The organism is Comamonas sp. FG99 (assembly GCF_057808605.1).
This window is the reverse complement of the sequence record NZ_JBMDII010000034.1, coordinates 38,890-57,117: the sequence shown is the minus strand read 5'-3', so window position 1 is coordinate 57,117 and position 18,228 is coordinate 38,890. Positions and strand designations below refer to the sequence as shown.

Here is an 18,228-nt window from a genome sequence, read left to right as displayed (position 1 = left end):
CGCTAGTACCTGAAACTAGTGCGTCTACCAATTCCGCCACCTGGGCATTTCAGGAAAGACTCAGATTGTACGTCAAAAAAACCGCTGCTTTTGCAGGAGTAGAAAATTTGTCAGAAGAAATTGAAGGAACAGTCCAGGGCCACCGTGAAGGCCATGGCTTTGTAGTGCGGGACGACAACGAAAGCGACATCTACATACCGGCCAACGAGATGAGGGCTGTTCTGCACCGCGACCGGGTGCGCGTGCGCATCGTGCGCACCGACCGCCGCGGGCGGCCCGAGGGCCGCATCGTCGAGATCATCGAGCGGCCCGCGCAGCCGATCATCGGCCGGCTGCTGCAGGAAAGCGGCGTCTGGCTGGTGGCGCCCGAGGACAAGCGCTACGGCCAGGACATCCTGATCCCCAGCAACGCCACCAGCAACGCGCAGACCGGCCAGGTGGTCGTGGTCGAGCTGACCGAGCCGCCGGCGCTGTTCGGCCAGCCGGTGGGCCGCGTGGTCGAGGTGTTGGGCGAGATCGACGACCCGGGCATGGAGATCGAGATCGCGGTGCGCAAATACGGCGTGCCGCACCAGTTCTCCGAGGAATGCCTGGCGCAGTCCAGGAAGCTGCCCGACAAGGTGCGGCAGATGGACCGCAAGGGCCGGGTCGACCTGACCGACGTGGCGCTGGTCACCATCGACGGCGAGGACGCGCGCGACTTCGACGACGCGGTGTACTGCGAGCCCATGAAGATCGGCCGCGCCAAGGGCTGGCGCCTGCTGGTGGCGATTGCCGACGTGAGCCACTATGTGCAGACCGCCAGCGCCATCGATGTCGACGCCTACGACCGCGCCACCAGCGTGTACTTCCCGCGCCGGGTGATACCGATGCTGCCGGAAAAGCTGTCCAACGGCCTGTGCTCGCTCAACCCCGATGTGGACCGGCTGTGCATGGTCTGCGACATGGTGATCGATGCGGCCGGCTCCATCCAGGCCTACCAGTTCTACCCGGCGGTGATGCACAGCCATGCGCGCTTCACCTATACCGAGGTGGCGGCGATCCTGGCGAACACCCGCGGCCTGGAGGCCAGCAAGCGCCAGGAGCGGGTGCAGGACCTGCTGAACCTGCACGACGTGTACAAGGCCCTGCTGTCGCAGCGCGCCAAGCGCGGCGCGGTCGACTTCGAGACCACCGAGACGCAGATCGTCTGCGACGACAGCGGCCGCATCGAGAAGATCGTGCCGCGCACCCGCAACGAGGCCCATCGCCTGATCGAAGAGGCCATGCTGGCGGCCAACGTGTGCAGCGCCGATTTCATCGAGCAGGGCGGCCAGCCCGGCCTGTACCGGGTGCACGAAGGGCCGACGCCCGAGAAGCAGGACATCCTGCGCAGCTACCTCAAGGCCATGGGCGTGGGCATGTCGATCAGCGACGACCCCAAGCCCGGCGAATTCCAGGCCATCGCCCAGGCGACCAAGGACCGGCCCGACGCGCAGCAGATCCACACCATGCTGCTGCGCTCCATGCAGCAGGCCATCTACACGCCGATCAACAGCGGCCACTTCGGCCTGGCCTATGAGGCCTATACGCACTTCACCAGCCCCATCCGGCGCTATCCGGACCTGCTGGTGCACCGGGTGATCAAGTCCATCCTGCTGGGCAAGCGCTACGAGCTGCCGGCGCTGCCCACGCCCGGCGAGGCCGAGGCCAAGCTGGCCAAGCGTCTGGCGGCGCGCGGCAATGGCAAGGGCGGCGCGGCGCCTGGGCGCCAGCTGCCGCAGGCCGGGCGCCTGAGCCGCGACGTGCAGGCCTGGGAGGCCGCCGGCTTGCACTGCAGCGCCAACGAGCGGCGCGCCGACGAGGCCAGCCGCGACGTGGAGGCCTGGCTCAAGTGCAAGTACATGCGCGAGCACCTGGGCGAGGAATACAGCGGCGTGGTCACTGCGGTCACCACCTTCGGCCTGTTCGTCACGCTCGACGAGCTGTATGTCGAGGGCCTGGTGCACATCACCGAGCTGGGCGGCGAGTACTTCCGTTTCGACGAGGTGCGCCAGGAGCTGCGCGGCGAGCGCACTGGCATCCGCTACTCCATCGCCACGCGGGTGCGGGTGCAGGTCAGCCGCGTCGACCTCGACGGGCGCAAGATCGACTTCCGTCTGGTGACCGGCGCCGGCGACGCGCTGCCCGTGCCGGCAAAAACGGCCAAGGCCGCGAAAGCCACCAAGGCCCGCAAGCAGCATGCCAGCGGGCGCGACGAGGCCTACGCCGAGCAGCGTGCCAGCGCCAAGAAATCGGCCCGCGGCGGGCGCGATCAGGCGCCGGCCGCGGGCAAGCGCGCGCACGGCGGGCAGCAAAAGCAGGCAGCGAAAAAGGCGGCGCGCAAAGAGCGGCGCTGACCCATCCGGAGAGCGGGATAGTTATGAGCAAAAGCAAGATTGCAGTGGTGACCGGCGCGGGCACCGGTATCGGCCGCGCGGCCGCGTTGGCGTTGATGAAGGACGGCTGGTCGGTGGTGCTGGCCGGGCGCAGGGAGCAGCCCCTGCAGGAGGTGGCCGCGCACGCCGCCGCGCCCGCCCAGGCGCTGGTGGTGCCCACCGATGTGGCCGATCCGGCGGCGGTGCGCGCGCTGTTCGATGCGGCGCTGCAGCGGTACGGCCGCGTGGACCTGCTGTTCAACAACGCCGGCACCGGCGCGCCGGCCGTGCCCATCGACGAACTGCCGATCGAGACCTGGCGCCAGGTGGTCGACGTGAACCTGAGCGGCATGTTCTACTGCCTGCAGCAGGCCTTCCGCGTGATGCGGGCGCAGTCGCCGCAAGGCGGGCGCATCATCAACAACGGCTCGATCTCGGCGCACACGCCGCGGCCGATGTCGATCGCCTACACCTCGACCAAGCATGCGGTGATGGGCATGACCAAGACCGCCGCGCTCGACGGCCGCAAGTACGACATCGCGGTGGGCCAGATCGATGTGGGCAATGCCGGCACCGAGCTCGCGCAGCGCATGACCCAGGGCGTGATGCAGGCGCATGGCGCGGTGGCCGCCGAGCCGCTGATGGACGTGGACATCGTCGGCCAGTCGGTGCTCTACATGGCCAATCTGCCGCCCGAGGCCAATGTGCTGTTCCACACGGTGATGGCCACCAAGATGCCATTCGTGGGGCGCGGCTGAGCATCGGGCGGTACTCGCCTCAGAAGCTGTGCCTCACGCCGACATCCAGGCCGCTCCAGGCAGCATTCGCAACCCCGGGAACGCCGCCGCCTGTCAATGCGGCGCCGTTGCGGTTCTGCAGGCGCGAATAGGTGGTGTAGACCGCCGTGCGCTTGGAGAGGTTGTGCACATAGCCGAGCGCGATCTGGTTGGCGTTGCGGCCACTGGCGCTGTTGTCCTTCACGCGGGTGTATGAGACGGGAATGTAGCCGGAGCCGAGCGTGATCTGCGCTCCCAGCATCCAGCCGTTGGAGCGGTTGGGGGTGGTGGCCGTGTCTTTCCTGTCGTTGAAGAACTGCGCCATCAGCTTCGCCTGGTTCCACTGGTAGCTGGCGCCGATATTGCTCGTGGTCACGTCGCCGCTGGCCAGCGTGGTGCTGCCATAGGATACGGCGGCATTGAACGGGCCTTGCGCATAGCCCATGCGCACACCGTAGTAGCGGCCGTCGTGGGGCACTCCGCCTGCCTTCTCGTCCAGGGCCAGCATGGCCTGGCCGTAGAAGCCGCCCATCGATGGCAGGAAGTAGCCCATGCTGTTGGAGGCGCGCAAGCCGGTCTGGGTCTTGGACAGCTGGGTCAGCGCGCTCTGCGCCAGATTGGTGACCGCGCCAGCGCCGGCGGTGCCAAAGGGGTCGAAGGTCGTCAAATTCCAATAGGTCGGGACAAAGTCGCGCCCGAGGCGCACCTCGCCCCAGGTGCGCGATATCAGGCTGACGGTGGCTCGGCGATTGAAGTTCAGGCCACCGCTGTTGACCGAGGTTACGTTGTCGGTGCTGGTTGCGGCGCCCGCACCGGTGTCGATGTTCAAGCCCGCATCCAGCACGAAGCCGGCGGACAGGCCATCACCCAGGTCTTCCGTTCCACGCAGGCCGATGCGGCTGAATTGGTTGCCGCCATTGCCGTTGAAGCGGGAGACGGATACGCCGCCCTGGCTGGCATGCTGCCAGGTGGTGTCGACTACGCCGAAGACTGTGACGGAGGATTGCGCGCAGGCCAGGCCGGCGGCGGTATGCAGCGCGGCTGCGATGGCTATCTTTTTCATGGTGTTCTCCTGTTGCTGTTTTTCGAGTGAAACTGTCATTCGGGCTTGAAGCCTGCGGCTTTGAGCACGCTGGCGCTCTGCGCCACATACTGGGCGACGTAGCGCTTGAATTCATCCGGCCCGTTGGCGGGCGCGGCCTCCAGGCCCTGCATGGCCCAGGCTCCTTGCCGTGCCTGCTCTGCCACCGCGGCATTGATGGCGGCGTTGAGCTGCTTGAGCCGATCCGCCGGCAGGCCCTTGGGGGCCCAGATGCCATACCAGGAGGCATAGGTCAGTCCCGGATAGCCGCTTTCCTGCGCGGTGGGTACATCCGGCGCCAGCGGCGTGCGCTTGGCGGACGTCACCATCACAGGCTTGACGCGGTTGGCCTTGGCCAAGGGCAGCAGCGACACCATGGAGTCCAGCAGCATTTGCACATGGCCGCCCGCCACATCGACTGCCGCCGGCTGCGTGCCCTTGTAGGTGACGTAGGTGAAGTGCGTGCCGGCCTGCTGGGCGAGCATCAGCGTGGCCAGGTGGCTGGGAGCGCCTGCCGCCGGGATGGCCGCCGTCCAGCGCTCGCCCTGGCCCTTGGCGTAGGCCAGCACGTCGGAGAGCTTGCTTGGCGGCGTCTGCGGTGCCAGCACCAGCATCAACGGCGCTTCGGCCACCCGCGCCACCGCGGTGAAGTCGGCCTGGGGGGCGTAGGGCGGATGCTTCAGCACCTGCTGTGCCAGCACATGCGTGGCGGCGGAAAACAGCAGGGTGTAGCCGTCGGCCTGCGCCGTCTCTACCGCCTTGCCGCCCAGAACCCCGTTGGCGCCGGCCCGGTTGTCGATGATGACGGCAACGCCCAGCTGCGCCTGCAGCTGGTGGGCCAGCAGGCGCGCCGCGCTGTCCACGCCGCCGCCTGCGGCGAACGGCACCACGATGCGGATGGTGCGCTCCGGGAACTTGGTCTGGGCGCCAGCCGGCGCGGCCAGCGATGCGGCGCTCAGAAGTGCCGCGAGTAGCTGGTTTATTTTCATGTTGTCTCCGATGTCAAGGGATGGGATGCGGGGGGGCTTCAGGGCCGGCGGCGGCGGCGCGCGAGCACGTGCAGCGACTCGTCGAGCGATTCGACGTCAAGGCCGCGCGTGATGAAGACGATGCGGGTGCGCCGGTCCGGGCCGGGCCATGCCGGCAACTGGCCAACCGGCGCAAACAGGTGCTGCACGCCATGGATCACCAGTGGCTGCTCCGGTTGCTCCGCGATGTTCACGATGCCTTTGACGCGCAGCAAGTCCTCGCCGCGCATGGCGATGAGCATGTCCATCCAGGCGGCGAAGCCCTCGCGCGGCAGCGGCTCGTCGCGCACGATGACGAACGAGCGGATGCCGCTGTCGTGCAGCGCGGCGGGGGCGGGCGCATCGGCCTGCGCCGCCAGGCGGTAGGCCGGCGCGGCCTCGGATTGCCGTGCCATCAGCGCTGCCGGGGCCAGGCGCAGCAGCGCGCGCATGGCCTGGGGCTGTTCGGCAGCGTGCCCATGCAGGGCCGCGGCGGGGTTCAGCGCTCTCAGGTGCTGTAGCAGGGCTGGCGGCGGCGGCCCATCCAGCAGATCGGTCTTGGTCAGAAAGATCGCGTCGGCCACCGCCAGCTGGCGCGCGGCCTCGCCATGCCGCTGCAGCGTGGCCAGGCCTTGCACCGCATCCACGGTGCAGGCGATCCCCGACAGCACGAAATGGGGGCGGACCGAGGGCTCCGCCATCAGTGTGCGCACGATGGGGCCGGGGTCGGCCAGGCCGCTGGTCTCGACCAGTACCTGCGCCACCGGCTGGGGGCGCTGCGCCAGCTGTACCAGCGCGGCCACCAGGTCGCCCCGCACCGCGCAGCACAGGCAGCCGTTGGCCAGCAAGATGGTGTCCGGATGCGTGGCGGTCACCAGGTCGTGGTCGATGCCGATCTCGCCGAACTCGTTGACCAGAACGGCCGTGCCGTGCATGCCGGGGTCGCGCAGCAGCCGGTTCAGCAGGCTCGTCTTGCCGCTGCCCAGAAAGCCGGTGAGCACCATGACCGGGATGCGCGCGGCAGGCTCGATCGCGCCGCTGGCCAGCAGCGCGGAGAAGTGGCCTCCTGCGGTGCTCATGGCGAGATCTCCTCCAGCGCGCGGTTGCTGGTCTCCACCATGTGGCGCGAGGCCAGCAGGCCGGCTACGGTGGCTGCCGCGAACATGCCGAACACCGCGGCGATGCCATGCGCCGAGAGCACGACGCCTACGATGGCGGGCGCCGCGGCCGAGGCCGCGCGCAGCCACGAGGTGGCCAGCCCGGTGCCGATGGCGCGCATGCGGGTGGGGTAGATCTCTGGCGTGTACAGGTACAGCAGCACCGTGGTCGTGCCCGTCACCGCATAGGCCGACGAAGCCAGCACCGCGACCGACCAGACGCTGCTGGCGCCCAGCGCCGCCAGTGTGCCGAGCAGTACGCCGACGATCAGGAAGCAGGCCGTGGCCCAGCGGCGGCGGCCCACGCGGTCCACCAGCAGCGCGCACACCAGCACTGCGCAGGCACTCAGCACATTGGTGACCGAGGCCATGCGCAGCGACTCCTGCAGCGGCAGGTGGTAGACGGTCTTGTACAGCGTGGGCAGCCAGTTGTTGATGCCGTTGGCCACGAAGTACGAGGATGCCCACAGCACCCACACCACCAGCGTGCGCGGGCGGTACAGCGGCGAGAACAGCTCTTTCCACGAGCTTTTCCCGCTGCGCTGGACCTGGCCCTGGGCCAGCGCGGCCACGCGCAGATCGATCTCGGCCTGCTCGCGCTGCGGGTCCAGGCTGCGCCGCGGGGTGCTGGCCTCGATGCCGCGGATCACGCGCTCGGCGTCATCGAGCCGGCCCTTGGCGGTGAGCCAGCGCGGCGACTCCGGCAGCCGTGCCATGAAGGCCAGGATCAGCAGGCCGGGAATGCCGCCGATCAGGAACATGGCCTCCCAGCCGTAGCGCGGCACGACGAAGGCGCCGATCTGGGCCGCGGCCATCAGGCCCAGCGGGAAGATGAGCTCATAGAGGATGAAGAAGCGCCCGCGCCCCTTGGCCTGCGAAAGCTCGTTGATGTAGGCGGCGGCAATCGGTACCTCGCCACCCACGCCGATCCCCTGCACGAAGCGCAGCGCGAACAAGGCATGGAAGCTGCCGGCAAAGGCGCAGGCAATGCTCATCACCGACATCAGCCCCACGGTCGCGGTGATGCTGGGCACGCGGCCATGGCGCTCCGCCAGCCAGCCGAACAGCAGTGCGCCGATCACCTGGCCCGCATAGCCCGATGCGATCAGCAGCCCCACCTGCGCCGGGCTCAGCTGCCAAAGCCCCACGAGCACTGGCAGCACGAAGGCCAGCGACAGCGCGTCGAAGGCATCGAAAAAGGTGGCGCTGCCCATGATGACGCGCGCCTTGGTGTGCCAGCGACTGAATGGCACGTTCTCGATGCGAAACAGCAGCCGGGCGGCGCGCAGCGCGGCTGTAGGATCGGATGGCAGAGCGCTCGAATCCGTCTTCATGATGTCTCCTTGGAACGCCTTCTGTGGGCGATCCCTTTGGTTTTTCGAGGTGCGGACAGCCACCACATCGATGGTGGCTGGCGCATCGGGACAACAGTCCCGGTTGGCCGTCAGCCGGCGCCAGGGCCGTGCAGTTCGGCGAAGGAGCGCAAGGTGCGCTCCAGCCTGGGCAGCAGCCAGGCGGCGGCCGGCTCGGGCACCTCGCCCGCAGCCACCGACTCCAGCAGGTCCCGCAATGGCTGCGCTCCCGGCGCCAGGCCCTGGCGGGCCTGGAACCAGGTGGCGACCTCGGCGTCGTCGTGGCGCTCCCCGCCGTCCTGCAGGTAGTCCACGATGTCCAGCTCGAAGTCCTCCAGCCGCAGGCTCACGCCGCCCGCGCCGCAGGCGCAGGCACCGCCCAGGGCCACGTGGCGCAGTGCCAGTGCGCTCCACAGCTCCAGCAGGCGGGCGGCCTGCTCGACGGACGGGTTGGCCACGGCGGTGCTCACTGCCCGGCCCAGGCGAGGTCGGCCGCGCCGTTGCCGCCACCCTTGGCGCTGCGCAAGGCCTGGGTGCCTTCGTGGTCCACCTGGCCGTTGCCGTCCAGCGCGACCTTGTAGACCTCGCGCGCCACCTTGGCGCTCACGTAGCCTTCGCGCACGTCCTCGGCCACCTTGTCCAGATCACGGGCCAGCGGGTCGCCGAAGCCACCGCCGCCGCCCGAGAGCATCTTGTAGGCGTCGCCGCGCTCCAGCCGCACGTTGAAGATCTTGGCGTTGGCATGGTCGCTCTTCCACTCGCCCTTGTGGCGCACGGCCAGGCCGTTGCCCATGGCATCGCCGCCGCCTTCCAGGCCCCAGGGCTTGCAGTGCACGCGGTCTATGCGGGTCGTCACCGTGAAGGGCGACAGCGCCTGCACCACCATCTCGGCACCCAGGCCGCCGCGGTATTCGCCGGCGCCGGCCGAGTCCTGGCGGATCTCGTACTTCTCCACCAGCACCGGGTACTTGGCTTCGAGCTGCTCGGTCGGGCTGTTGTGGGTGTCGCCGTCGTTGATGCAGACGGTGACGGACACGCCGTCTTCCTTGCTCTTGGCGCCCCAGCCGCCGCCCAGCGGGCCGATGCCGACGATGAACAGGCGCCCGTCTTCCGGCGAGATGCCGTGGATGTTGGGGAACACCAGGTCGGCATGGTGGCCGGCGATGGAGCGGTCGGGGATGGCCGGTGCCAGCGCCTTGAAGATGGTGTCGATCACCGTCATCGGGAAGGTCATCCACACGCGCATCGGGTAGGGCCGCTCGGCACTGATCACCGTGCCCATCGGCATGATCACCTTGAGCGGGCGGAACGAACCGTCGTTGACCGGGTAGTCGGTCGGTGTGGTCAGGCACTTGTAGGCTACCTGTGCGCAGGCGATGCCGGTGGTGAAGCCGCTGTTGTAGAAGCCGCGCACCTGCTTGCTGACGTCGGAGAGGTCCACCGTCATCTCGTCGCCCTTGACGCTCACCTTCACCCGGATCGGGATGCGCTTGCCGATCTCCAGGCCGTCATCGTCCATGAAGGATTCGGCCTCGTACACGCCGTCGGGGATCGACAGCGTGTTCTTGCGCGCCACCGCCTCGCTCGAATCCATGATCTGGCGGATCGAGCCGTTCACCGCGTCGGCGCCGTAGCGCTGCAGCAACTCCACATAGCGGCGCTCGCCGGTGGTGATGGCGGTGATCTGCGCGCGCAGGTCGCCCAGGGCGCGCTCGGCCAGGCGCACGTTCATGGCGATGATGTCCAGCAGGTCCTGGTTGACCACACCTTCGCGCTGGTACTTCATGATCGGGATCTGGATCCCTTCGCTGAAGATGTCGGTGGTCACATTGCCCAGCGTGCCGCCCACGTCCAGCCAGTGGGCCATGCAGCAGGTGAAGCCTTCGAGCTTGCCGTCGTGGAACACCGGCATGGTGAACGTGAAGTGGTTCAGGTGGCTGCCGGTGGTGTATGCGTCGTTGGTGACCAGGATGTCGCCGGGCAAGATGTTCTCGTAGCCGAAGTGCCTGATCTTGGCCTTGACGGTCTCGCTCATGCCGCGGATGAACATCGGCAAGCCCAGGCCGATCGAGACCGTGTCGCCTTCCTTGGTGAACAGGCCGACGGTGAAGTCCAGCGCCTCGTAGATGATCAGGTTGTAGGCGGTGCGGGTGAGATTGGTCTTCATCTCCTCTGTCACAGCATACAGGCCGTTGCGGATGATCTCGACGGTGACCGGATCGACGGTCTTCAGTTCAGCGTTGTTGTTCATGAATATCTCCTTTTGGGGGACGCGCGCTCAGGAGCGGTCCGAGCCGATGTCGATCTGCAGGTTGCCGAGCTCATCCACGCGCAGCGTGTCGCCGGGCTGCACGACGGTGGTGGAGGCATGTTCCTCGATCAGCGCGGGGCCGGTGATCTGGTTGCCCGCCAGCAGCAGGTCGCGGATGTAGACCGGCGTGTCGGCCCAGCCGCCATCGCGGAAGTACACCGGCTTGACGGCGCGCATCGCTGCCTTGCCGGGCACGGCCTGGCCCTTCTCCACGCTGTGCTTGGGCGGCTTCTTCATCGTGCCCAGCACCGTGACGCGCAGGCTCACCAGGTCGGCCGGCTCCTTGGGCGCGCTGGTGCCGTAGCGCACCTTGTGCAGCTCGTCGAACTGCTTCTTGATCGCCTCGCGGTCCTTGCCCTCGAAGAAGGCCATCGGCAGGTCCACGGTCACCGCGTGCTCCTGGCCCACGTAGCGCATGTCGGCGGCGCGCTCGATCACCACGCCATCGGCCTTGACGCCGGATGCGGCCAGCGCCGCGCGGCCCTCGTCCTCCATGCTCTTGTAGAGCGATTCGATATCCTCGAAAGACACGTCCGAGAGCTTGCGGAACACCGAACGCACATAGTCGTAGCGCAGGTCGGAGAACAGCATGCCGTAGGCCGAGAAATAGCCCGGCGCATAAGGGATGAGCACCTTGCGGATGCCGATCTCGCGCGCGATCGCCGAGGCGTGCAGCGGGCCGGCGCCGCCGTACACCACCATGGTGAAACTGCCGGCGTCCAGGCCGCGCTCGGTGGTCACGGCTTTCACGGCGTGCGACATCTGTGTCACCGCGATGCGCAGGATGCCGTCGGCCGCCTCGGTCGGATCCAGGCCCAGCGGGGCGGCGATGCGCTCGGCCATCTGGCGCTGGCAGCCTTCCAGGTCGAGCTTGAGCTCGCCGCCCAGGAAGTTGTCCTGGTCCAGCCGGCCCAGCACCAGGTTGGCGTCGGTCACCGTGGGCTCCTTGCCGCCGCGGCCATAGGCCACCGGGCCGGGGATGGAGCCGGCGCTTTGCGGGCCCACGCGCAGCGCGTTGCCGGTCTCCACGCGGGCGATCGAGCCGCCGCCGGTGCCGACTTCGTGGATGTCCATCATCGGGATCTGGATCGGTAGCGCGCGCTCGTAGCCGCCGATCAGCGCCGAGCCGGTGGTCAGCGGCCGGCCTTCGCTGATCACGCCGGCCTTGGCGGTGGTGCCGCCCATGTCGAAGGCGATCGCGTCGCCCATTCCCAGCTGCGCGCAGATGGCCTGCGCGCCGATCACGCCGGCCGCGGGGCCGGATTCGAGCATGCGCACGCAGCCGACCTTGGCATGCTCCACCGGGAACAGGCCGCCGGTCGATTGCACGATGTAGAAGTCGCCCTTGAAGCCCTTGCCGCCCAGGTGCTCCTCCAACTGGCCCAGGTACTCCGATACGCGCGGACCCACATAGGCATTGGCCACTGCGGTGGAGACGCGCTCGAACTCGCGGTATTCCTGCGAGAGCTCGTGCGAGGCGCAGACGAAGGCGCCGGGGATTTCTTCCTGCAGGATCTGCTTGACGCGCTGCTCGTGCCTGGGGTTGCGGTACGAATGCAGCAGCAGCACTGCCACCGCCTCGACGTTCTGGCCCTTCAGCTCCTTGGCCAGTTCGCGCACGGCGGCTTCGTCCAGCGGCTTGTGCGTGCTGCCATCGGCGCGCAGGCGCTCGGCCACTTCGTAGCGCAGCGAGCGGCGCACCAGCGGCTGGTGCTTGTTGAAGAACAGGTTGTAGGCATCGGGCCGGTTCACGCGGCCGATCTCGTAGATGTCGCGAAAGCCCTCGGTGATCAAGAGCGCCGTATTGGCGCCGTTGCGCTCCAGCAGCGTGTTGATGGCGATGGTCGAGCCGTGCAGGAAGAGGTGGCCGTCCTTCCAGTCGATCTTTGCGCTGTCGATGGTGGACTGGATACCCTTGACCAGTTCGCCGTGGGTCGAGAGGGCCTTGCCGAACAGCAGCTTGCCGGTGGCCTCGTCGAACGCGGCCATGTCGGTGAAGGTGCCGCCGATATCGACGGCGATGCGCAGTTGTGCTTGGGTTGCCATGGGTTTGTCTCCGGAAAAGAATCAGTTCGCCAGGTGGTCGATGCCGATGCGGTTTTGCAGCACGCCCAGGCCGGTGATCTCCACCTCTGCCAGGTCGCCTTCCTTCATGTACAGCGGCGGTTCGCGGCGGTCGCCCACGCCGCCGGGTGTGCCGGTGGCGATCACGTCGCCGGGCGCCAGCGGCGTGAAGCGCGAGATGTATTCCACCAGCGTGGGAAGGTCGAAAATCAGGTCGGAGATGCTGGCGTGCTGCATCACTTGGCCGTTCACCCGTGTCTCCAGCGTGAGCCGGGTCACGTCAGGCACTTCATCGCGCGTCACCAGGTAGGGGCCGAACGGCGCGGTGCCGGGAAAGTTCTTGCCCGGAGTGAACTGGTGGGTGTGGCGCTGCCAGTCGCGCACGCTCACGTCGTTGAAGCAGGCATAGCCGGCAATGTGCTCGAAGGCCTGGCTCTTGGGGATGCAGCGGCCGCTCTTGCCGATCACGAAGGCCAGCTCGCCTTCCCAGTCGAAGCGCTCGGAGAAGCTGGGGCGCAGAACCTCGTCGCCGTTGGCGGCCAGGCTGTCATTGAAGCGCAGGAACAGCGAGGGGTAGGCGCTGTCGGCCCGCTTGGTTTCCGCTACGTGGGTCTTGTAGTTGAGGCCCACGCAGATCAGTTTGCCCGGGTTGGGGATGACCGGCAGCTGGCGCACTTCGGAGATGCGCAGGCGCTGGGTGCCAGGCGCTTGCGCCTGGCGCGCCAACTCTGGCAGGGCATCGGCCTGCAGCACGGCCGTCAGGTCGGGAAAGCGGGCAAGGAAATCCGCGGATGCTTGCAGGCAGAAGTCGCCATCGACCACCCCGTAGGTGGCCTGGCCGGCATGCATAAAGCTGATCAGTTTCAAAATGGGTCTCCAGGTGGTTGCTCGCCGTGCTGCGCAGAAACGCCGGTATGAAGCCGCGAGTGGTGCCACTGTAGAATTCGGCCTGATTTCTTCATAGATTGAATTCCAAGAATTCAGATTTGCCATTTTTGGCAAATTAAGGAAAGGCTGCGATGAACCTGGCGACTGTTCGACTGTTCCTGGAGGTTGCCGAGGCCGGCAGCTTCAGCAAGATTGCCGCGAGGCGGCAGACAGCCCAGTCGTATCTGAGCCGGCAGATCACCGACTTCGAGGCCCAGTGCGGCGCAGCGCTGTTCCGGCGCACGGGCCGAGGCGTTGCGCTTACCGAATTGGGCGAGCGGGTGGCGGGGCGCCTGCGCCTGTGGATGCAGGAGACGGATCAGCTGATGGTCGATCTGCGCAGCGCATCCGACCAGGTCCTCGGAGAAGTCCGCCTGGGCATCGTGCCGTCGGCGGCACATCCGCTGATGACGCGGGTATTCGAGCGCGTCAATGCCCAGCATCCGGGCATCCGGCTGAACGTGGTGGAAGCCCAAGGGGCCGAATTGGACGCGATGCTGGACAGCGGCATGGTCGATCTGGCCATCGTGTTCAGGTACCACCGCCCCCACACGCGCGAAGAGGCGCTGCTGTGCGAGGTGCACACCTACCTGATAGCCGCGCCCGGCGATGCGCTCACCGCGCAGGCTGTCGTCCATTTCAAGCAGCTGAACGGCCTGCGGCTGGTGCTACCGCGCCGCCCCAGCCAGTGGCGCAACGCGCTGGACGAAACCGCCCGCAGCCTGGGTTTCAGGCTGCAGGCCGTGGTGGAAGCCGATTCGCTGACCATGCAGAAAGAGCTGGTCGCCCATACCGCCGGCCTGTACTCCGTGCTCGGACCATTCTCCTTCGCGCCCGAGCTGCGCAGCCAACGCCTGCAGGCCAGCAAGCTGGTGCAGCCGGACCTGCGCCGCCATGTCAGCCTGGCCATGCCCCGCCAGGGCAAGCTATCGCCTGCATGCCGCATCGTGGCCGAGGCTGTGCAGGCGCAGGTCCAGGCCTGGGGCCAGCAGCTGATGGAGCCGGAGCCGATGCCTCTCGGTGCGGATTGGGTATGAAAAAATATAGCAGATGGCGCTTGTTATATAAGGTTTTCAGATGGAATACTATCTGAAAATTACATCCATCAAGCGCTAAATGCTCACTTTTCAGGTATTCCGCGCCAGGCTCTGCGCCAGCCGCGATGCGGTCAGCGCCTGCCCGGCGGGCCAGGCGTCTGCCGCATGGCCGTGCTGCCAGACCGCGGCCAGCGTGGCCTGCCAATAGCGCTCGGCATCCGGCTCCAGGCCCGCGCGCGCCCAGTGCGCGCCCAGGCAGCCGGCCAGCACGTCGCCGGTGCCGCCGGTGGCCAGCAGCGCGTTGCCGCTGGCATTGATGGCGTGGCGGCCATCGGGCGCGGCGATCACGCTGCCCGAGCCCTTGAGCACCACCAGGCAGCCGAGCTGCGCCGCCAGCGCCTGCGCGGCCTGGATGCGGTTGGCCTGCACGGCCGCGGTGTCCGATTGCAAGAGGCGCGCCGCCTCCAGCGGATGCGGCGTGACCACGGTCTGCCAGCCCGGCCGGGCGGCCCGCTCGCGCAGCAGCGCCATCAGCTGCGGCGCCTGCGCGGCGGCGTTGAGCGCATCCGCATCCAGCACCAGCCGGGGGGAGCGCCGCAGCACCTCGGGCAGCAGGCCCGCCACCAGCTCGCCGCCGCCGCAGCCGCAGACCACCACGCCCTGGTCCGGCGCAATGGCGCTGCGCGCGCGCAGCATGATCTCGGGCGCGATGCCGGCGGGCCGCGGCGAGCCCTCGCTGCTGCCCAGCAGGTGCAGCAGCACCCGCCCCGCGCCCGCATGCAGCGCGGCCGAGGCGGCCAGCACGGCCGCGCCTTCCATGCCCCTGCCGCGGTGCTGCCAGGCCTCGCCGCCGATCACCAGCACATCGCCGAAGCTGCCCTTGTGGGTGTTGTGGCCGGGGTGGCCGGCGGGCAAGGCGGGCCGCCCGGCCAGCCAGCCGTGGCTGGGCGGCAGGGCGCCGTCATGTAGGCGATCCAGCCAGACCGTGCCGCTCCAGTCGCGCCCGGCACCGGTGAACAGGCCGGGCTTGAGCGTGAGCAGGCTGAGGGTATGGCGCGCCGCGGCCGGCGCGGCCGGGGCCAGCTGCGCCACCGCGCTCAGCAGCTGGCCGGTGTCGGCGTCGAGCCCCGAGGGGGTGTCCAGGCTCAGCACCGGCGCGGCGCTGTGGTAGATGCGCTCCAGGCACCAGCGGGCCTCGGGCGCCAGCGGCCGTGGGTTGTCGGTGGCCAGGCCTATGCCCCAGAGCGCGTCGATCACCAGCTCGGCGTCTTGCGGCATGCTACCGGGCGCATGCAGCGGCACGCCCGCGGCCTGGGCGCGCAGCAGCGCCTGCTGCGCATCGGCGGGCAGCGGCCCCGTGCCCGGCAGCAGGCAGACGCTGACCCGGTGGCGCAGCGCCTGCAGGTGCACCGCGGCTTCCAGCCCGTCGCCGCCGTTGTTGCCGGCGCCGCAGACGATCCATATCCGGCGCGCGTGCGGCGCGAGCGCGTGCGCCAGCTGGGCGGCGGCCAGGCCGGCGCGCTGCATCAGCGTGTGGGGCGCAAGCGCCGCGGCCAGCCGCGCCTCCTGCGCCCGGGTCTGGGCCTTGGTGTGCAATGGGAGCGAGAGCGTGGGGGGGATGCGCAGCAGCATGGCCGCATGGTACTGCGGCGGCCTCAGCCGCGCTGCAGTGCGAATGCCGCCGCCTCGGCGGGCGAGGGCTCGCCGGCGATCTGCAGGCTCAGGTGCCGGGCGCTGCCCATGGCCAGGCTCCAGCCGTAGCCGCCATGCGCGGTGTTGAGCCAGATGCCGGGCAGGCCGCTCGGGCCTATCACCGGCAGGCCGTCGGGCATGCTCAGGCGCGTGCCTTGCCAGTGCTGCAGCGTGGATTCGGCGCGCTGGATGCTGCCGGGAAACAGCTCCAGCAGCTCAGTGATCAGGTAGTGGCCGGCCTGGCCGCTGCGCTCGCCGCCGGCAGCATGGCCGAGCTGCGCGCCGCCGCTGATGCGCAGCCGGTTGCCCAGGCGGGTGAGGACGAAGCCGCGCTCCAGGTCGACGACGGCGCCGCGCGGCGCCAGGGTTTCCTCCGCGATCGGGGCGCTGATGGTGAAGCCCTCGACCGCGGCGGCCGGCAGCCGCAGGCCGTGGGGCTGCAGCAGCGCCTGGGCCTGCGCGCCGGCGCAGATCACCGCGCCATCGAAGCTGGCGCTGGCGCCGCCCTGGCTGTGCAGCTGCACGCCCGCCGCGCCGGGCTGCAGCGCGGCGATCTGCTGCCCGGGGCGAAAGTCCAGCCCGAGCGGCTGCAGCGCCTGCAGCAGGCCCTGGGCAAAGAGGCGGCCATTGCCGGACCAGGCCTGCGGCAGGTGCAGCGCGCCGCTGAGGGCGGCATCCGATGCCAGCCCCGGCTCGCGCTGGCGGGCCTGCGCGGGCGTGAGCTGCTGGTAGTCGATATGCGCGGCCGACAGGCGCCGGGTCAGCTCGTACAGCGCGGCGGCGCTCGGCTCCTTGCGCAGTGGCAGCAGCCACGACTGGGTGAACTGGCCGGGCAGCTCGAAGCGCTCCAGCGCCTGCTGCATGCGCTGCATGCTCAAGGTCTCCAGCGCCTGCAGCGCGGGCAGGGCGTCCTGGGCGCAGCCCAGCCGGGCCTGGCGGCGGTATTTGCGGCCCCAGCGGGCGGCGGCGGAAAGTGGCGAGCCCTTGATGTCCAGCGCCGCGAAGTCGGCTCGCGCCAGGCCGAGCTGCAGCGCGTCGGCGAACGCGGCCGCGCCCCAGGGATTGGCCATGCAGGGCCACAGCAGGCCGGCCTGGGCGAAGCTGGCCTCCTCGGCGACGGTGCGATGCCGCTCGTACAGGGTGACCTGGTGGCCGTGCTCCAGCAGCTCGAAAGCCGTGGCTACGCCGACGATCCCGGCACCGATGACCGCTAATTTCATGAATGCACGCAGCGATGTGGGGGCTGCAGGCCGCCAGGGGCCCGAGCCTGTTGGAGGCTGTGTTGGAGGCCTTGATTGTGCCTGTGTTTCAGGGCCGCCCGGATGAAGGCCGTGGCTTGCCTGCCACGCCGCGCAGGCCGGGGGGAAACGGGGACGGATCGGGCGCGGCCCGATCGGGCTGCCTGGCATATGCTAGAATCCGCGGGTTTTGCCTAGTAGGCCTTTGTTGGCCGCTATGCAAAACACAGGCCAGGACTGGGTTTCACCGGTTCTGGAAATCGCAAACCCGGTCAGCAAGGTGTTGCGTCCATGCTCGCTGCCAGCAAGGCAGGGCGGGCCTGGGCGCGATGGACGGCCGGGATTTTAGACCTAACCTTCGGAGAAGAATATGTCCGTAACTATGCGCGAGATGCTGGAAGCCGGCGTCCACTTTGGCCACCAGACCCGTTTCTGGAACCCCAAGATGGGTCCCTACATCTTCGGCAGCCGCAACAAGATCCACATCATCAACCTGGAAAAGTCGCTGCCGCTGTTCCAGGACGCCCAGAAGTTCGTGAAGCAGCTGGCTGCCAACCGCGGCACCATCCTGATGGTGGGCACCAAGCGCCAGGCGCGCGAGCTGCTGGCCGCCGAGGCGCAGCGCGCCGGCGTGCCCTACGTCGACCAGCGCTGGCTGGGCGGCATGCTGACCAACTTCAAGACCGTCAAGACCTCGATCAAGCGCCTGAAGGACATGAAGGCCCAGCAGGAAGCCGGCCTGGAGTCCATGAGCAAGAAAGAGCAACTGATGTTCTCCCGCGAGCTGGCCAAGCTTGAGAAGGACATCGGCGGCATCCAGGACATGAACGCGCTGCCCGATGCGATCTTCGTGATCGACGTGGGCTACCACAAGATCGCCGTGGCCGAAGCCAAGAAGCTGGGCATTCCGCTGATCGGCGTGGTGGACACCAACCACAACCCCGAGGGCATCGACTACGTGATCCCCGGCAACGACGACTCGGCCAAGGCGGTTGAGCTGTACGCCCGCGGCATCGCCGACGCCATCATCGACGGCCGCGAGAACGCGGTGGCCGAAGTGGTCAAGGCCGTGTCCGAAGGCGGCGACGAGTTCGTCGAAGTGGAAGATTCCGCTGCCTGATTCCGAGGCCTGCCCAACGACTCCATCGCGATTGACAGCGAAACCGATCGCGACGAAAAAGCGGGGCTCC

14 protein-coding genes are annotated in these 18,228 nt (G+C 68.4%); 4 read left to right on the top strand and 10 right to left on the bottom strand.

Going from position 1 to position 18,228, the window contains the following annotated elements:
- Nucleotides 1-65 precede the first annotated feature (65 nt).
- Together rnr and ACODRX_RS20070 are read left to right on the top strand one after the other, a co-directional pair.
- Nucleotides 66-2,378 (top strand): ribonuclease R, encoded by a 2,313-nt coding sequence (rnr, locus tag ACODRX_RS20075; RefSeq protein ID WP_488873304.1) that lies wholly within the window; start codon nt 66-68, stop codon nt 2,376-2,378.
- Nucleotides 2,379-2,401: 23 nt separating this feature from the next.
- Entirely contained in the window at nt 2,402-3,154 is a 753-nt protein-coding gene (locus ACODRX_RS20070) for an SDR family oxidoreductase (protein WP_488873303.1), read from the top strand.
- A gap of 19 nt (nt 3,155-3,173) precedes the next feature.
- Here ACODRX_RS20070 and ACODRX_RS20065 read toward each other — a convergent pair whose 3' ends face one another.
- The 8 genes from ACODRX_RS20065 to ACODRX_RS20030 all read right to left on the bottom strand — a co-directional run bounded on the left by ACODRX_RS20065 (nt 3,174) and on the right by ACODRX_RS20030 (nt 13,011).
- On the bottom strand, nt 3,174-4,235 hold the full coding sequence (locus ACODRX_RS20065) for a porin (protein ID WP_488873302.1): 1,062 nt from the start codon (nt 4,233-4,235) through the stop codon (nt 3,174-3,176).
- 35 nt (nt 4,236-4,270) lie between these two features.
- A complete protein-coding gene (locus ACODRX_RS20060) occupies nt 4,271-5,242 on the bottom strand; it encodes a Bug family tripartite tricarboxylate transporter substrate binding protein (RefSeq protein ID WP_488873301.1) in 972 nt (323 codons plus the stop codon).
- 38 nt (nt 5,243-5,280) lie between these two features.
- On the bottom strand, nt 5,281-6,339 hold the full coding sequence (locus tag ACODRX_RS20055) for a CobW family GTP-binding protein (protein ID WP_488873300.1): 1,059 nt from the start codon (nt 6,337-6,339) through the stop codon (nt 5,281-5,283).
- Complete coding sequence (locus ACODRX_RS20050) at nt 6,336-7,751, bottom strand: MFS transporter (RefSeq protein ID WP_488873299.1); 1,416 nt, start codon at nt 7,749-7,751, stop codon at nt 6,336-6,338. The genes ACODRX_RS20055 and ACODRX_RS20050 overlap by 4 nt, the downstream gene beginning before the upstream one ends.
- A 110-nt stretch (nt 7,752-7,861) precedes the next feature.
- A complete protein-coding gene (locus tag ACODRX_RS20045; protein ID WP_488873298.1) occupies nt 7,862-8,239 on the bottom strand; it encodes a hypothetical protein in 378 nt (125 codons plus the stop codon).
- Nucleotides 8,236-10,020 carry a hydantoinase B/oxoprolinase family protein gene (locus tag ACODRX_RS20040; protein WP_488873297.1) on the bottom strand — a complete coding sequence of 595 codons (1,785 nt, stop codon included), beginning with the start codon at nt 10,018-10,020 and terminating at the stop codon, nt 8,236-8,238. Before ACODRX_RS20040 ends, ACODRX_RS20045 begins: the two co-directional genes overlap by 4 nt.
- A gap of 27 nt (nt 10,021-10,047) precedes the next feature.
- Nucleotides 10,048-12,126, bottom strand: coding sequence for a hydantoinase/oxoprolinase family protein (locus ACODRX_RS20035; protein ID WP_488873296.1), 2,079 nt, complete (start codon nt 12,124-12,126; stop codon nt 10,048-10,050).
- 21 nt (nt 12,127-12,147) lie between these two features.
- Nucleotides 12,148-13,011, bottom strand: coding sequence for a fumarylacetoacetate hydrolase family protein (locus ACODRX_RS20030; protein WP_488873295.1), 864 nt, complete (start codon nt 13,009-13,011; stop codon nt 12,148-12,150).
- A gap of 152 nt (nt 13,012-13,163) precedes the next feature.
- On the opposite strand from ACODRX_RS20030, the gene ACODRX_RS20025 reads away from it, so the two are divergent.
- Nucleotides 13,164-14,108, top strand: a complete 945-nt coding sequence (locus tag ACODRX_RS20025; protein ID WP_488873294.1) for a LysR family transcriptional regulator — start codon at nt 13,164-13,166, stop codon at nt 14,106-14,108.
- Nucleotides 14,109-14,198: 90 nt separating this feature from the next.
- Here ACODRX_RS20025 and ACODRX_RS20020 read toward each other — a convergent pair whose 3' ends face one another.
- Nucleotides 14,199-15,740, bottom strand: a complete 1,542-nt coding sequence (locus ACODRX_RS20020; protein ID WP_488873293.1) for an NAD(P)H-hydrate dehydratase — start codon at nt 15,738-15,740, stop codon at nt 14,199-14,201.
- Nucleotides 15,741-15,763: 23 nt separating this feature from the next.
- A complete protein-coding gene (locus ACODRX_RS20015) occupies nt 15,764-17,020 on the bottom strand; it encodes an FAD-dependent oxidoreductase (RefSeq protein ID WP_488873292.1) in 1,257 nt (418 codons plus the stop codon).
- A 388-nt stretch (nt 17,021-17,408) separates the two neighbouring features.
- On the opposite strand from ACODRX_RS20015, the gene rpsB reads away from it, so the two are divergent.
- The gene (gene rpsB / locus ACODRX_RS20010) at nt 17,409-18,158 is read left to right on the top strand and encodes a 30S ribosomal protein S2 (RefSeq protein WP_488873291.1); all 750 of its coding nucleotides are present in this window, start codon (nt 17,409-17,411) and stop codon (nt 18,156-18,158) included.
- Nucleotides 18,159-18,228 lie beyond the last annotated feature (70 nt).

What these genes read in the sequence shown, in the direction of transcription:
- ACODRX_RS20070 (WP_488873303.1), top strand. Translation starts at nt 2,402, where the DNA reads ATGAGCAAAAGCAAGATTGCAGTGGTGACCGGCGCGGGCACCGGTATC.
- ACODRX_RS20065 (WP_488873302.1), bottom strand. Translation starts at nt 4,235, where the DNA reads ATGAAAAAGATAGCCATCGCAGCCGCGCTGCATACCGCCGCCGGCCTG.
- ACODRX_RS20060 (WP_488873301.1), bottom strand. Translation starts at nt 5,242, where the DNA reads ATGAAAATAAACCAGCTACTCGCGGCACTTCTGAGCGCCGCATCGCTG.
- ACODRX_RS20055 (WP_488873300.1), bottom strand. Translation starts at nt 6,339, where the DNA reads ATGAGCACCGCAGGAGGCCACTTCTCCGCGCTGCTGGCCAGCGGCGCG.
- ACODRX_RS20050 (WP_488873299.1), bottom strand. Translation starts at nt 7,751, where the DNA reads ATGAAGACGGATTCGAGCGCTCTGCCATCCGATCCTACAGCCGCGCTG.
- ACODRX_RS20040 (WP_488873297.1), bottom strand. Translation starts at nt 10,020, where the DNA reads ATGAACAACAACGCTGAACTGAAGACCGTCGATCCGGTCACCGTCGAG.
- ACODRX_RS20035 (WP_488873296.1), bottom strand. Translation starts at nt 12,126, where the DNA reads ATGGCAACCCAAGCACAACTGCGCATCGCCGTCGATATCGGCGGCACC.
- ACODRX_RS20025 (WP_488873294.1), top strand. Translation starts at nt 13,164, where the DNA reads ATGAACCTGGCGACTGTTCGACTGTTCCTGGAGGTTGCCGAGGCCGGC.
- ACODRX_RS20020 (WP_488873293.1), bottom strand. Translation starts at nt 15,740, where the DNA reads ATGCTGCTGCGCATCCCCCCCACGCTCTCGCTCCCATTGCACACCAAG.
- ACODRX_RS20015 (WP_488873292.1), bottom strand. Translation starts at nt 17,020, where the DNA reads ATGAAATTAGCGGTCATCGGTGCCGGGATCGTCGGCGTAGCCACGGCT.
- rpsB (WP_488873291.1), top strand. Translation starts at nt 17,409, where the DNA reads ATGTCCGTAACTATGCGCGAGATGCTGGAAGCCGGCGTCCACTTTGGC.